17 protein-coding genes are annotated in these 13,765 nt (G+C 36.4%); 4 read left to right on the top strand and 13 right to left on the bottom strand.

Features of this window, described 5'->3' with window-relative positions:
* Positions 1–3: 3 nt before the first annotated feature.
* The 7 genes from murD to bshC all read right to left on the bottom strand — a co-directional run bounded on the left by murD (position 4) and on the right by bshC (position 7,914).
* A complete protein-coding gene (gene murD / locus H624_RS0110360; RefSeq protein WP_026867533.1) occupies positions 4–1,341 on the bottom strand; it encodes a UDP-N-acetylmuramoyl-L-alanine--D-glutamate ligase in 1,338 nt (445 codons plus the stop codon).
* Position 1,342: 1 nt separating this feature from the next.
* Positions 1,343–2,305, bottom strand: a complete 963-nt coding sequence (gene mraY / locus H624_RS0110355) for a phospho-N-acetylmuramoyl-pentapeptide-transferase (protein WP_026867532.1) — start codon at positions 2,303–2,305, stop codon at positions 1,343–1,345.
* Between the two features lie 9 nt (positions 2,306–2,314).
* The gene (locus tag H624_RS0110350) at positions 2,315–4,462 is read right to left on the bottom strand and encodes a penicillin-binding transpeptidase domain-containing protein (RefSeq protein WP_026867531.1); all 2,148 of its coding nucleotides are present in this window, start codon (positions 4,460–4,462) and stop codon (positions 2,315–2,317) included.
* Positions 4,449–4,826 carry a cell division protein FtsL gene (ftsL, locus tag H624_RS0110345; RefSeq protein WP_026867530.1) on the bottom strand — a complete coding sequence of 126 codons (378 nt, stop codon included), beginning with the start codon at positions 4,824–4,826 and terminating at the stop codon, positions 4,449–4,451. The genes H624_RS0110350 and ftsL overlap by 14 nt, the downstream gene beginning before the upstream one ends.
* Positions 4,827–4,837: 11 nt before the next feature.
* Positions 4,838–5,767: a 16S rRNA (cytosine(1402)-N(4))-methyltransferase RsmH gene (gene rsmH / locus H624_RS0110340; protein WP_026867529.1), complete on the bottom strand. Its 930-nt coding sequence runs from the start codon at positions 5,765–5,767 to the stop codon at positions 4,838–4,840.
* An 11-nt stretch (positions 5,768–5,778) separates the two neighbouring features.
* Positions 5,779–6,210, bottom strand: a complete 432-nt coding sequence (gene mraZ, locus H624_RS0110335; RefSeq protein ID WP_026867528.1) for a division/cell wall cluster transcriptional repressor MraZ — start codon at positions 6,208–6,210, stop codon at positions 5,779–5,781.
* Between the two features lie 138 nt (positions 6,211–6,348).
* Entirely contained in the window at positions 6,349–7,914 is a 1,566-nt protein-coding gene (gene bshC, locus H624_RS0110330) for a bacillithiol biosynthesis cysteine-adding enzyme BshC (RefSeq protein WP_026867527.1), read from the bottom strand.
* 113 nt (positions 7,915–8,027) lie between these two features.
* On the opposite strand from bshC, the gene H624_RS0110325 reads away from it, so the two are divergent.
* A complete protein-coding gene (locus H624_RS0110325; protein WP_026867526.1) occupies positions 8,028–8,480 on the top strand; it encodes an N-acetyltransferase in 453 nt (150 codons plus the stop codon).
* Positions 8,481–8,530: 50 nt separating this feature from the next.
* On the opposite strand, the gene rpmF is transcribed toward H624_RS0110325, so the two are convergent.
* Together rpmF and H624_RS0110315 are read right to left on the bottom strand one after the other, a co-directional pair.
* A complete protein-coding gene (gene rpmF, locus H624_RS0110320) occupies positions 8,531–8,704 on the bottom strand; it encodes a 50S ribosomal protein L32 (RefSeq protein ID WP_026867525.1) in 174 nt (57 codons plus the stop codon).
* 2 nt (positions 8,705–8,706) lie between these two features.
* Entirely contained in the window at positions 8,707–9,222 is a 516-nt protein-coding gene (locus H624_RS0110315) for a YceD family protein (protein ID WP_026867524.1), read from the bottom strand.
* A 136-nt stretch (positions 9,223–9,358) separates the two neighbouring features.
* Between H624_RS0110315 and H624_RS0110310 the strand changes: the two genes are divergently transcribed.
* On the top strand, positions 9,359–10,492 hold the full coding sequence (locus tag H624_RS0110310; protein ID WP_026867523.1) for a nucleotidyltransferase: 1,134 nt from the start codon (positions 9,359–9,361) through the stop codon (positions 10,490–10,492).
* Here the strand turns inward: H624_RS0110310 and coaD are convergent.
* Together coaD and rsmD are read right to left on the bottom strand one after the other, a co-directional pair.
* Entirely contained in the window at positions 10,479–10,970 is a 492-nt protein-coding gene (gene coaD / locus H624_RS0110305) for a pantetheine-phosphate adenylyltransferase (RefSeq protein WP_026867522.1), read from the bottom strand. The two genes, H624_RS0110310 and coaD, sit on opposite strands and share 14 nt — an antisense overlap.
* 9 nt (positions 10,971–10,979) lie before the next feature.
* A complete protein-coding gene (gene rsmD, locus H624_RS0110300) occupies positions 10,980–11,519 on the bottom strand; it encodes a 16S rRNA (guanine(966)-N(2))-methyltransferase RsmD (RefSeq protein ID WP_026867521.1) in 540 nt (179 codons plus the stop codon).
* A gap of 59 nt (positions 11,520–11,578) precedes the next feature.
* On the opposite strand from rsmD, the gene H624_RS0110295 reads away from it, so the two are divergent.
* Positions 11,579–11,950 (top strand): DUF7147 family protein, encoded by a 372-nt coding sequence (locus tag H624_RS0110295; protein WP_026867520.1) that lies wholly within the window; start codon positions 11,579–11,581, stop codon positions 11,948–11,950.
* On the opposite strand, the gene H624_RS0110290 is transcribed toward H624_RS0110295, so the two are convergent.
* Entirely contained in the window at positions 11,947–12,210 is a 264-nt protein-coding gene (locus tag H624_RS0110290) for a DUF2129 domain-containing protein (protein ID WP_026867519.1), read from the bottom strand. The genes H624_RS0110295 and H624_RS0110290 overlap by 4 nt on opposite strands.
* An 86-nt stretch (positions 12,211–12,296) precedes the next feature.
* On the opposite strand from H624_RS0110290, the gene H624_RS0110285 reads away from it, so the two are divergent.
* On the top strand, positions 12,297–13,217 hold the full coding sequence (locus H624_RS0110285; RefSeq protein WP_026867518.1) for a glycerophosphodiester phosphodiesterase family protein: 921 nt from the start codon (positions 12,297–12,299) through the stop codon (positions 13,215–13,217).
* Positions 13,218–13,266: 49 nt separating this feature from the next.
* Here H624_RS0110285 and H624_RS0110280 read toward each other — a convergent pair whose 3' ends face one another.
* Positions 13,267–13,704, bottom strand: a complete 438-nt coding sequence (locus H624_RS0110280) for a YlbF/YmcA family competence regulator (RefSeq protein ID WP_026867517.1) — start codon at positions 13,702–13,704, stop codon at positions 13,267–13,269.
* Positions 13,705–13,765: the final 61 nt, after the last annotated feature.

Below are 13,765 nucleotides of genomic sequence, written 5' to 3'. Positions count from 1 at the left end.
CTATCATTTTAATTGGCTAAAGCCTTCTTTGAAGTGATCGCCTCTTCTTTCATAATCCTTATATTGATCCCAACTTGCACAAGCTGGTGAGAAGAGTACAGTATCTCCAGCTACAGCATGTGCTTGTGCTAAGGCGATTGCTGAATTTGGATTAATTGTTGTTTCTACCTGAATACCTAGTTCATTGGCAAGTTCAACAAATTTTCTTTGAGTCTCACCGAAGGTGATAATTTCCTTAACATGAGCCGTAAAAGGCTTTAAATCCTCCAGTGATTGTCCACGGTCTAATCCGCCTGCAATCCATATCACTGGTGTTGTAAAGCTTTGGAGTCCAAAGGAAGTCGCTAAGTTATTGGTCGCTTTTGAATCATTATAATACGTGACATCGTTGACCGTTCCTAAACGCTCAAGACGATGAGGTATACCACCAAAAGATTGCAAGGTTTTAATAATTGCCTCATCACTCACTCCATGTGCTTTTGCAACCAGCAAGGTAGCGAGTATATTTTCAATATTGTGATTCCCTTTTAACACCAATTCGTCTATAGGCATGATTTTCTCATCGTGTACAATTAAATACTCACCATCTGAGTATGCATCTGCCTTGTTTTTAATATCAAAGTATTGAACCTGACAGGAAATATCTTGGCCTTCGAGTAATTCTTTTTGGTTGTTGTTAAAGATTAATAGATCATCTGCTGTCATGTTTTCAAATATTCTAAGTTTAGCTTTTTTATATTCTTCTTTTGAACCATGATAATCTAAATGGGCCTCATAAATATTTGTAATCACTGCGATATTAGGTCGGAACGTTTCTGTCCCGAGGAGCTGAAATGATGATAGTTCCATTACTAAAGTATCATCTGGTGTTGCTTCCATGGCAGCATCTGTTGCTGGATAGCCTATGTTACCACACAGAATTGGGTGAGATCCGCCGTTTTCAAGCATCTCACCCAAAAGATGAGTACAAGTTGTCTTACCATTCGTACCTGTTAAGGCGTAGATTGGTGCTTCACTTAACAGATGCGCAATTTCAACTTCTGTAACAATCGGTATATTTCTCTCTGTCGCTTCTACTAAAAATGGAATTGAGTAGGGTATACCTGGGTTTTTAACGATGAAATCAGCATCATTTAATAGATGTATGGGGTGGTGCCCATCTACAATTTCTACACCCCATCCATTCATTTTTTGTTCGCTCTCTTCATCAGAAAAAACTTCATTTGTAGTCAGTGTTACATTGGCACCTAAAGTAACCAGAGCATTAACAGCGCTCTTACCACTTTTACCGTAACCTAGGACAACGACACTTTTATTTTCAAAACCTTTATAATCTTTCACCTTACATCACTCCTAAAATAACACCGATAACACCACAAATTAGCCCAAATGACCAAAACACAATAACAATCTTCCATTCGTTCCATCCCGATAATTCAAAATGATGATGGATCGGTGTCATTTTGAAGATTCTCTTACCAGTCAGTTTATAGGATGTCACTTGCATCATGACACTCAGTGTTTCAATGACAAACACTAGGCCAATTAAAAGTAACAAGAGACTGTTATTCAACATGATTGATACGATAGCTATAATCCCACCGAGTGCTAATGACCCTGTGTCACCCATGAACAATTTGGCAGGGTACTTATTGTAGATTAGGAAGCCAATTAATCCACCGATTAATATAAATAGGAACAGGGCAATTTCCATTTCACCTAAAATTAAACTAATGACCAAGAATGAACCAAAGGCGATAATGGATGTACCTGTCGATAAACCATCCAAACCATCAGTTAAATTAACAGCATTTGAGAAACCAACTAGCCAGAAGACAATCCACACAACGAAAAATACTCCGAGTGGGATTAAGAAATCTGTTCCTGGAATTCTTATGCCAGCATCAATATCAGGAATCCAGTTAATCATTATAATGTAAATTATTATCGCAACAAGAATTTGGAAAATAAATTTTTGCTTAGAGGATAGGCCTGCATTGTTCTTCTTAACTACAATGATATAGTCATCAACAAAACCAATTAAACCAAATCCCAAAGTAACAATAATCAAGACAAGTAATTTGTAGACATCATCTACAAAGAAAAGCCCAATAATTGAAAGTACTACAGTCACTGAAATAAATGATAGACCACCCATTGTCGGTGTGCCCGTTTTAACCAGGTGACTCTCTGGTCCTTCTTCACGTATCGTTTGCCCAAACTTCATTCTTTTTAATAAGGGAATTAACAATGGGATGAGTATAGCAGTCAATACAAAAGCTGCTATAAGAAATATATAATTCATAGGTCCTCCTTAATCATTCGGGTCATTTGACGATAGAGTTACTTCTATTGCAGTATCCTCAGTTATGACTGTTCCTGGTTCTACAGACTGTTCATTGGAATATCCTTCTCCACTTACCGAGACATCGATTCCCATAAAGTCACCAAGTAGTAATACTTCTCTCTTAGACATACCGGACATATCCGGAACAGTAGCTTCACCGTCTGTTTTAATAAATAAAGTGTCATATGGTAATAGTGTGTCATCCTTAGGATACTGGTCAGTAATCTCAGTGCCTTCACCGACTATTTTTACTTCAATTGTATCATTTAATTCTTCTTCTAGAGTATCGATTTCACTACCTGTATAATCACCGATTTCAATGACACTGTGCTCTTCCGATACATCAGCATTTGATACTTCTAAATATTTTAAAGTTCTTTCCATAAGTGGATTAAATCCTCTTGCAACACCGTTGTCCCAAGTTTCGCTTTTATTTTCACTCGCTAGCTTAATACCATAATAGATGATCACCTCAGGGTCATCCTTTGGCGCGTAACCAAGGAAGGAGGTGAAAAATTCATAATCTCCGTCTAAGTAGCCACCAGTTTCTGGATCATATACCTGAGCCGTACCTGATTTACCTGTCACTTCGTAATCATCTAATTTGTACTGTGAGTTATGATCTAAGGACCCATCGATTAAAGTATTCATTTCTTCAACTGTTTTATTCGCAGCTTCTTTGGAAATCACTTGTCTCACATTTTCTTCCTTGCCATCATAAACCACTTCGCCATCTTCATCAGTTATCTCGTCAACAACATAAGGTTTCTTCATCTGACCTTCATTTAATAAAGCAGTCATACCTTGAATCATTTGTATTGGAGTCACCGTTGAAGTTTGTCCGAAAGATGTGGTCTTTTGTTGAAGTTCATTATCCCATGCAAGTTGACCAGGAGATTCTGTTGGTAACTCAGAACCTGTCGTTTGACCAAAGCCAAATTTTTGATAATATTCCAACATTTTATCGGCGCCAACTTTATTTTGTAAAATCATCATTAATACGTTTGATGAGTACTGCATTCCCTCGTTGTATGTAATGTCTCCCCATCCACTTGTTTCCCAGTCGTAAATAGTTGAACCCATTACATCCATAGAACCGGATGTATAAACTTCATTGGGATCATAGACGCCCTCTTCAATAGCGGCAGCCAAACCAAATACTTTAAATGTTGAACCAGGTTCGAATGAATATTCATAGAGCATGTTCAACCAAGAGTTACCAAAGCCTTCTCTCGTTTCAGGGTTAAATGACGGTCTTTGACCACTTGCTAAAATTTCACCAGTGTCTGCGTCAGCGACAACTGCCATTAATTCTTCAGGTTTAAAGTGTTCTTCCATATCATTTAATGAATCTTCTAGGTAAAGTTGAATGTTTGAGTCAATTGTTAATTTAACGTCATTACCATTAACCGGCGGTTGAACATTATCAGAATTTGGCACTATAGAACCCCAAACATCTTGGTTATAGTCAATCGATCCATCTTCTCCAGCTAGTAGGTCATCGTAAATTTTTTCTATACCTAGCTGACCTTGTAGTTCGTTCGTCTCTTCATTTAATTCCGCCATGCCAATTAAATGAGAAGCAAATTGACCATTCGGGTAAAACCTTCTTGTTTCTGGTTCAAAGACAAGACCCGTTGCTTCAGACTCCTCTAGAAACTTCTTATCATTGTAAGAAATATTTCGCCCGGCTTGTCCAAGTTCCATTTGGAATCGTCCTTCTTTTACACTCTTTTCAATTTGCTCTTGTATTTCTTCTTTTTCCGTATCTATGACTTCTGCGACAAGTGATGCTGTCTCTTCTGGGTTAGATACATGGTTTGGATAATTATCATCCGTTATCAACACTAGTCTATAAGCTTCCATGTCTGACGCAAGGACATTACCTGAGCGGTCTGTAATATCCCCTCTCTCTGCTTCAGTGACTGAAGAAACAGCATACTTATCCTCACCGCGTGCGATTAGGTCTTCGTCATCTATTGTTTGAAACACCATCAATCTAATAAATTGACCGATTATCAATAGAAAAAGCACTCCTATACCGATATATATCAGGAGTGCACCAGGTGTGGTCTTTATATTCTTCAGGCTGATTTTTCTTTTATTCTTGACCATACTTTTCTACAACCTTTACATTGCTATTGTTCAGATCTAAGCCCAATTCTTGAGCTTTTTCATATATGCGATCGTAGGAAGCAAGATAAGTGACTTCAGTTTGTAATTCACTAATTTCACCATCTTTTACAGAGATGGATTGTTCTATTGATGATTTTTCATTTTGGTAGTTGTGAGCTTCCATTTTTAAAGATAGCACATACACTGAGGCTGCTGCAATCAGAACAACTAGCGTTATGTATACTGCCATTTCAAATCGTTTTATGCCGACGACTTTAGCCTTTTTTCTTATATGTGTTTGGCTCTCCTGGCGTCTGGTCGTCTTAGGGGATGGATGGACTTCAGTATATCTTTCTACTACCATGTCAACACTTCCTATACTTGTTTCTCAGCAATCCGAAGTTTTGCACTGCGTGCGCGTGGATTATTTTCTAAACCTTCACCTTGTGCAGTAATCGGCTTTCTATTCACTCTTTTTAAGGAAGGCACGTATCCTTCAGGAATAATCGGCATATTCTTTGGAAGTTCTGGGCCTTTTTCATATTCGACAAACATTTGTTTACAAATTCTATCTTCCAATGAGTGGAAGGTTATTACCGAGACACGTCCGCCTTTTTTTAATAAGTCAATCGCCTGTTCAAGAGAACGTTCAAATACTCCAAGTTCATCATTGACAGCAATTCTTAAAGCTTGGAATATTCTTTTTGCTGGGTGCCCGCCTGTTCGTCTAAACTTCGCTGGAATTTGAGATTTTATAATCTCTGATAATTCTGTCGTTGTTTCTATAGGTTGAATCTCTCTAAGGCGTTCTATTTCTCTAGCAATTTTTTTTGAAAACTTTTCTTCACCATAGCGAAAGAATATGCTGACTAATTCTTGGTAAGAATAGTGATTGACAATTTCATAGGCATCGAGGTCTTGTGATTGATCCATCCGCATATCTAAACGTGCTGTTTTTGAATGGCTAAAGCCACGTTCTGTGACATCAAGTTGTGGACTAGATACGCCTAGATCGTACAAAATACCATCGACCGTTGTGACACCATATTCCTTTAGTGCTGAAGTTAGATTTTCAAAGTTTGTGTGTATTAAAGTCACCTTGTTTGACCCTTCAAATTTCTTACTCGCATTTTCAATTGCTGTAATGTCTTGGTCAAAAGCATAAATGTGTCCAGTGTCCAGTTGGGACATAAGATAAGCAGTATGTCCGCCCCCACCAAGTGTGGCATCCACATATATACCGTCCGGTTTAATATTTAAACCGTCGACCGTTTCTTTTAGTAAAACTGAAGTATGATTAAACAAAGTGTCACATCCTAAAGGTCAAAATCGATTAAGTCTTCTGCTATTTCTTCAAAGTTATCTTCAGATTCTGTATAAAAATCTTCCCAAGATTCCGTGTCCCAAATTTCAATGCGACTCGATACGCCAATAACCGTGCAATCCTTCGAAAGACCAGCATAGTCTCTTAGATTCTGCGGTATATTAATACGTCCTTGCTTGTCGATTTCTACGTTTGTGGCACCTGAGAAGAATAATCTCGTAAATTTTCTAGCGTCTTTTTTAGTGAGTGGTAGAGTTTTTAGTTTTTCTTCGATTCGGCTCCATTCATCCATCGTATATGCGAAAAGACAACGGTCCAAACCGCGGGTAATGACGAATTGTTCACTGAGCAAATCTCTGAATTTACTCGGCACAATGATGCGTCCCTTAGTATCTAAATTATGTTTATATTCACCCATGAACATATATCTCACCCCGCTATACATTTAATTTACCACATCTCCCCACAATCCTCCACAATTTATAAAAAAGAATCCAAAAAAATATTGCAAAATTAAAAAGCGATTCCCTTATTAAAAGAAATCGCTTGATATAGAGCCTTTTTATTTTTTTATTATGACTAAATTTTCCGTGTAAGAAAGTGGGGAGTAATCCCATAATTCAGCAGATAATTGCCATGGGTGGTAGATACGTTCTTGAAGCACATCATTTGGGAATAATTTTTCACTCAATTCTTCAAGATTGTGGAGATCTTGCCTTAATGAACGTTTAATTTCAATATTATATCTGTTCTTTAAGTAATCCAGCTGTAGTTGATGTTGTTTCTTATTGCTGTCGATTAACTGACTATTGAAATACTCATCCTTCTTTTTGTATAAGACTTCAAAAGCTTCGTCTATCGTTTCTTTAATATGATCTACTTCTTTTAAAAGTGCTTCATCAGTGTGATTATCAATTAAAGTACGTTTTAATTCATTGATGTTCTGAACGAGTGCATCGTCAAAGTTGAGTTCATACTTATTTAGTAACTTTTGAATCCGTTCATCCAGGTAAACAAATTCCATACGTTTTAGAACTATGGGCATCTGTAAATCCATGACCTCAAAGGTTTTGTGAATTTCACCCCAGTACTTAACCTCTGCTCCCCCGCCTAAAAACACAGCAGTATTAAACAATGCTTCTTGCATTAGTGGTCGAGTGACGACATTGTTGGAAAAACTTTCAGGTTTCTCTTCGATTAAAGCGAGTACCTCATCATGGCTATATGTCTTACCACCTAAGTGATAAGACCCGTCTTTATAGAGGAGTAATTCACGTTCAGTATCTGCATTACCAAACAAATGAACTGTCGTTTCTGTATTAATAACCGGCGCCGTTTTCATTGCTTCATTATACTGCTTCTGCCCATCTTTAAATGCTAAATCTATCGCTTGATGATTTTTAAACATCTTTTTAAGAATCGGTTTCTCCAATTCTCTTACTGCTTTTAGATGTGAATTAAAAATGATAAGTCCATGCGATTTAAAGGTTTCATGTACCAGTGAATGAAAAAGTTCAGTCCAGCTTGTACATCGCTCTATTTGATGACTGACCGACTCTTTTAATTCAGTTACATAAGTCGAATCACCTAGGTAAGCCACTAGTTTATTCAAACTTTCCTTCATCGCATTCTTATCATACTCATAGAAACCCACACTCATCGGTACACTCAAGTTTGGTTTATAGGAAATTTTAACCCGTCTTCTGTAGTAACTGTCGTAAACAAAAGTATGATTCACTTCTTCAAAATCATGGTCTTCACCAGCAACCCAAAAAACGGGTACAGCTTCTTTGTTATGCACTGTGTTTAACTCATTAGTTACAATTAAGAGTGAAATAATTTTATGTATGATATATGATGGACTCATAAATAAACCAGCCTGTTGACCACCGATAACAACTTTTCTGCCTTCTCTAAGGCGCTTTAGGTTACCCCTTTGAGCATCGCTTAAACCGTACTGTGCCATATCGGCTTCAATAAGATCAGCTAGTGCTTCTGTGTGTGCATGGTTGGGGCTATCAAAAATGGTATCTATATCATTTTTATTGTACGATAAACTACTATAAAATTGTTTCTTGTCTTTATTACCAGCTGCTTTTACAGCTTGATCTACAGTCTCAAATCGCATATATATTTCTCCTCAACATATCGTTATTAAAAGTATAAAATTTATTTAAATATAAAACAATTGAACGGCTTAAAAATTATGAATATACTTAAGAGAAAAGGGGCGTTTTAAAAATGGTAAAAGTAAATAATTTAGCAATCAACTACAAAACAGCGGAAGAGTTTAAGAAATTTAGAGAATATGGTTCTCAGGAATTACATATGATGAATGAGCTTGAAGCTAATGTAATCGACGCGAATATCGACTCACCATTCTACGGTATTTACCAGGGTGATGAGCTAGCAGCGCTTATGTGTTTATATCGCCGTGAAGATACTGATCATCCAATAGATGAAGATACGAGTGACTACCTGGTAATTTGGAAATTAGAGGTTCTTGAAAAATACCAGGGTCGTGGTTTTGGAAGTGCTATGATTGACTACGCTAAGTCTTTTAATTTACCAATTAAAGCAATTAGTCGTTTTGAAAACTCTAGAAAGTTCTTCGAAAAACATAACTTTCAAGGGCACGATTACGATATTGAACGTGATCTAGCAGACGAATCTCTAATGTGGTACCCACAATAAAAAAAGACCTGGAAATCTTAATTGATTTCCAGGTCTTTTTTTAACTTATCTTAGTTAGCTACGACTTCTTCACCTTTGTAGCTGCCACACTCTTTACATACGCGGTGTGCTAATTTAGCCTCACCACAGTTTGGACATTCTACCATACCTGGCATTGAAATTCTCATGTGTGAACGGCGTTTATTTTTACGTGTTTTAGAAGTTCTTCTTTTAGGTACTGCCATTATTATTCCTCCTCATCGTTCAGCTTTAAAGCTTCTAGTTTTTGTAATCTCGGATCAACTGCAGGTTTTTCACTGTCAGCCTCCGCTTCCTCTAGTACTGTCCAACCACTTGCGCCTGATGACCCGGGTAGTTCATCACTCTCAGTATAAACTGTCGGTAAATTGACGATAATTAATTCTCTAACAATCGGTTCTAAGTCAATCGTATGATCGACTGCGTGTAGATTGTCATCTTCAATTTCCTCATCATCAAGGTTCTCATCGAACACTTCAACGGATTGTACTTCAAGCGGGTAATCTACTACTTTACCAGTCCGACTGTCGATCATCTTAACAGTGGCAGATATAAGTAAATCAACGTTTATACGTTGAGTCCCTATAAGCATACTAGCAGATACATTTATATCTTCAATCGCTAATATGTCTTCTCGATCATACAACTTGTCTATTTGGACAGTTTCATTAAAAGTGAATTTGTCATTGGTATACTTTCTTAACTGGGAAAGTGACCATTTCATATAATTCCACCTCTTATGAGCACAACAGATATTGTACAATTATAAAGAAAAAGTGTCAAGTTTATTTCTTAACAAATCACTATTAAATGCTCAATATTTTGGTACACTAAGTATAACATTTTCCGGGGGGTTTTGTATGCGAATTTTAGCATTAATTACAGAATATAATCCATTTCATAATGGTCACATTTATCATATAGAAAGTGCCAAGGCACTCGTAAATCCTGATGTAACTATTGCGATAATGTCAGGAAATTTCACTCAGCGAGGTGAGCTAGCAATTACAGATAAGTTCACCCGTACTAAAGCATGTTTAAAACATGTAGACCTCGTCTGTGAGCTACCATTTTTAAATGCGGTAAGTTTTGCCGATGATTTTGCCAGAGGTGGTGTTCATATAGCCAGTTTGATGGGCGCTACAGATTTGGTGTTTGGCAGTGAGTCAGGTGACATCATCGGCTTGAGTAAAGCTGCTAAAGAATCCAACGATTTAAGTGAGTCTGAAGCATTCCATGACTTATTAAGAGCTGGTAAAAGCTATCCGAGGGCTATGGATGAATTAAGTCAGTCAGATTTTCTATCCTCACCGAATAATACTTTGGGGATCGCTTATATTAAAACGGTAGAAGAAATGGGCTTAAAAATTAAAGTTGATACGACAAAGAGAACCGGAAATCATTATAGTGATCAAGAACTATCAAATCAGGCTTTTTCTAGTGCCACAAGTATAAGACGCACATTATTTAATCATGATATCGACGATGCAAAACAATTTATGCCTTCAGCTTTAGTTGATGAAATAATGTCTAGTCACCTCGCATCAAACGAAGATGTATTTACAACGTTAAAAACAATCATTTTAACTAAAAGTTTAAGTGAGCTTAGAGAAATTTACATGATGACAGAGGGCTTAGAATATCGACTTAAGGATAAGATTAAAACATCACATAGCTACAGTGATTTCATCAGTCAAGTAAAAACGAAGCGATATACATGGACTCGCCTAAGTAGATTAATGATCGCTATCCTCATGAATATTACAAACAAAATAATGGAAGAACATCGGTTATCTAACAGTGTCCGTGTGCTTGGTATGAATAAGACCGGTCAAGCCCATTTAAAATTGTTAGATGAAGTTGAAATCATTACCAACGTAAATAAAAACAACCGTAGCTTAGTATCACATGAAGTGACAGCTACGGAAGTATATAACACTTTTACAGGTGGTACTAAAAATGATTTCAATACACCTGTAATTATTGAGTCTTGAACTTTTCTTTTAAGGCATCTTCAATTAACGGCGGTACAATGTCTTCGACTTTGCCGCCGTATTTTGCAACTTCTTTGACAATAGATGAGGATATGAATGAATAGTTATTATTTGTCATTATATACATCGTTTCGATTTTACTATCTAGTTTTCTATTCATACTGGTCAACTGCATCTCATACTCAAAGTCACTGACAGCTCTTAAACCTCTAATAATCGCATCTGCTTGAACTTGCTGACAGAATTCGATTAGCAGTCCATCAAACTGGATGATTTCAACATTATCAAGATGTTTTGTTACACCTTTAATTAGTTCGATACGTTCTGTCGGTGAGAATAGACCTTGTTTTGATGAATTCCTTAAAACTGATACATAGACTTTATCAAAAATTTTACATGCTCTTTCAATGATATCTAAATGCCCATATGTAATCGGGTCAAAACTACCAGGTACAACTGCAACTTTATTTCTCGCCATAATATCCTCCTAATGATTGTCCAATTCGAGTAATTGTACTTTTATGGTGCCGTAAGTGTGTGTTTTAATTTGTTTGAAGCCATCAATATTCACAGTTTCGTCAGCAGAAGTTTCAACGACAATTCTACCGTTGGGTTTGAGTAAACTTTCTGACTTAATTATCTCTAAGCTCTTATCCACTAATTTCTTTCTATATGGTGGATCTAGAAATATTAGATTAAAACTTTTCTCTCTTTTACTCATCGCCTTCAGTGCTCTTCTATAGTCATTTCTATATATTTCAATAGGTTCCTCAATACTATCGGTGTTTTCTCTGATTATACGAATTGCATCCTTTGCACCGTCTATAATCATTGCAGAGGTTCCTCCGCGGCTTATTGCTTCAATTGCTAGTGCACCAGTACCACCGAATAGGTCTAAAACATCTCCTTCTACTACTCCAAGCATACTAAAAATACTTTCTCTAACCTTGTCACTTGTTGGTCGTGTATCACTAGACTTAAGTGTGTTTATTTTTTTTGACTTATATTTACCGCTTATTATTCTCATCTGTCTGCCCTTTCAATTACTAGCCTACTCATATAAAATACTTGATAGGAGTTGATGATATGCAAAAATTTATAACGATGGGAGAAGGCTACCGTGAAATATTTGAGTTACATGCCCTCATCGAATATAATCACCAACGTGTAGAACATGCAGTATTTTGCTACAATGACAAATCACCTGCAAGTTTTTTACTCATTATGAAACCTGTAGAACAAAATGTGCAAGCAGTCTACACAATTTACAATGGCATCAAATATGAAGCAGGTGCAGGTAAAAAATATGAACTTATAAAATCATGGTGTGATGATAATAACATCAATGTGATTGAGATAAAAACACAATCACCTGAAGATTTCTATGAACAAGAACAATTTTATCAGTATTTAACTGGTCTATTGAGGCTCAATCATTTACTCTTACCGATGACTTAAATGACTCGATAATCTTTCTCTTCATAGTCTTCACTGCTGTATTCTCGGCTAATATTATGATATTCGGATGTTGTAATATCTGTAACAAATTTTAATTTACCGAGTTCGATTAGGGTGTTTTCAAGCTTATCTTCATTGACGTAAATTAAGGCGTATTTCTTATCTTTGTTAACATATATTAAATGTCCGTGTCGTTTCAATTGTCGAATGAATTTATTTTGTTTAAAATAAACATATATTCCGATACGTTTTACTATCATTGGCTGACCACCTATCTGAATCTTTATGGTTATAATAACACATTATACAAGAGTTTTTTAAATGAATATCTCATGGAGGTTATATCATGGCAAATTGCTTTAAGAAATTAATGACAGCTGCTGGTGTTGTAGCTGGGGTAACATTAGGAGTATGGGCAAGTACTAAATTGACTGCTGATGTGACAGTACGCGATATCAAACCATACTTCAAAAAACGTTCACCTTATGTCTTTGCACACCGAGGTGGTATGGGGTTAAGACCTGAACATACTAGACTCGCTTTTGATAAGGCATCAGAATTTAATGTCGAAGGTTTTGAAATAGACATTCGTCTGACTAAAGATGAAGAAATCGTTGTCTTCCACGATGCATATGTTGATAGAACATCTAATGGCGCTGGTAAAGTCAGCAATCTAACACTTGAAGACTTACGTGCTTTAGATTTCGGATATCATTTCACAGATGTCGAAGGCAACCACCCATACAGAAATCATGAGAAAGCAAAAATTGTAACATTGAAAGAACTCATCGAAGAATATCCTGACAAATTGATTAACCTAGATATTAAAGATGATCCAGAAACATATGCTGGTAGTTTGGTACCTAGCCTACTCTACCGATTAATTACGGAGCTTGGTGCAGAGGACCGTATTCTTGTGACAAGTTTCTATGATTCTCAAATTAAACAATTTAACTTATACGCAGACAATAAAATTGCTCTAGGAGCAGGTGTTGATCAAGTATCGAAAGCCTACTTCTTACAAAAACTAGGTTTTGGTCATATGTATACACCAAAAGCAGATACCTTCCAACTGCCAACTGAATATAATGGTATCCCACTAGATACTGAGAAATTCATTGAGTTTTTAACTAGTTTAAATATCGCTGTTGGTTTCTGGAATATTAACAAGATGGACAAGATGGATGAACTTATTCAAAAAGGTGCACATACTATTGTGACTGATTACCCAGATATTAGTTACCACTTAATGAAAGACAGATATTAAAAAGAGTGATCCCCGTGGAAAATAAATTCCACGGGGATCATTTATATATTTAGCTTGCACAACTACAATTTCCGCCGGTTGCACACCCACTATTAGAACTATTTGCGAAAAACGGATTGCTGCTGACAATATTTGCATGAGGACTTACAGCTTGCCCGATATGGAACAATACTTCATCAAGTAAAGATTGAAGTTGAAACTCTGCACGACGATATTCCATTACGATAGGGTTCATATCTAAATTCTTCTTAAATTGGTTAATTTCCCTACGCTTTGTACTAAAGTCAGGATGATATTTACCGAAGCGTTCCACTTCTTCAAAATCCTCTTTTAGGATGACAAAGTCTTTAATCATTTGTGAGACTTCACTGTCTGTCTCAAGAAGATTCTTATAGTAGCAATAATTATTATATTCCTCAGTGTCAGTGACCATTTCATTAAGAGAGTCGAGCAAATCCATTATTTCAAAATCTACCATTGTTTGCATTTAATCACCTCTCAAAAACTATTCTATCATACCGTTACATTTGTTACTATATTAGAAATAC

Source organism: Jeotgalicoccus marinus DSM 19772 (genome assembly GCF_000425825.1).
Lineage (GTDB): Bacteria > Bacillota > Bacilli > Staphylococcales > Salinicoccaceae > Jeotgalicoccus > Jeotgalicoccus marinus.
The sequence above is the reverse complement of the archived record's forward strand: the minus strand, read 5'-3'. Positions and strand labels throughout refer to the sequence as shown.

What these genes read in the sequence shown, in the direction of transcription:
- H624_RS0110285 (WP_026867518.1), top strand. Translation starts at nt 12,297, where the DNA reads ATGGCAAATTGCTTTAAGAAATTAATGACAGCTGCTGGTGTTGTAGCT.
- bshC (WP_026867527.1), bottom strand. Translation starts at nt 7,914, where the DNA reads ATGCGATTTGAGACTGTAGATCAAGCTGTAAAAGCAGCTGGTAATAAA.
- ftsL (WP_026867530.1), bottom strand. Translation starts at nt 4,826, where the DNA reads ATGGTAGTAGAAAGATATACTGAAGTCCATCCATCCCCTAAGACGACC.
- mraY (WP_026867532.1), bottom strand. Translation starts at nt 2,305, where the DNA reads ATGAATTATATATTTCTTATAGCAGCTTTTGTATTGACTGCTATACTC.
- H624_RS0110295 (WP_026867520.1), top strand. Translation starts at nt 11,579, where the DNA reads ATGCAAAAATTTATAACGATGGGAGAAGGCTACCGTGAAATATTTGAG.
- H624_RS0110290 (WP_026867519.1), bottom strand. Translation starts at nt 12,210, where the DNA reads ATGATAGTAAAACGTATCGGAATATATGTTTATTTTAAACAAAATAAA.
- H624_RS0110325 (WP_026867526.1), top strand. Translation starts at nt 8,028, where the DNA reads ATGGTAAAAGTAAATAATTTAGCAATCAACTACAAAACAGCGGAAGAG.
- H624_RS0110310 (WP_026867523.1), top strand. Translation starts at nt 9,359, where the DNA reads ATGCGAATTTTAGCATTAATTACAGAATATAATCCATTTCATAATGGT.
- H624_RS0110315 (WP_026867524.1), bottom strand. Translation starts at nt 9,222, where the DNA reads ATGAAATGGTCACTTTCCCAGTTAAGAAAGTATACCAATGACAAATTC.
- coaD (WP_026867522.1), bottom strand. Translation starts at nt 10,970, where the DNA reads ATGGCGAGAAATAAAGTTGCAGTTGTACCTGGTAGTTTTGACCCGATT.
- rpmF (WP_026867525.1), bottom strand. Translation starts at nt 8,704, where the DNA reads ATGGCAGTACCTAAAAGAAGAACTTCTAAAACACGTAAAAATAAACGC.
- mraZ (WP_026867528.1), bottom strand. Translation starts at nt 6,210, where the DNA reads ATGTTCATGGGTGAATATAAACATAATTTAGATACTAAGGGACGCATC.
- rsmD (WP_026867521.1), bottom strand. Translation starts at nt 11,519, where the DNA reads ATGAGAATAATAAGCGGTAAATATAAGTCAAAAAAAATAAACACACTT.
- H624_RS0110280 (WP_026867517.1), bottom strand. Translation starts at nt 13,704, where the DNA reads ATGCAAACAATGGTAGATTTTGAAATAATGGATTTGCTCGACTCTCTT.
- H624_RS0110350 (WP_026867531.1), bottom strand. Translation starts at nt 4,462, where the DNA reads ATGGTCAAGAATAAAAGAAAAATCAGCCTGAAGAATATAAAGACCACA.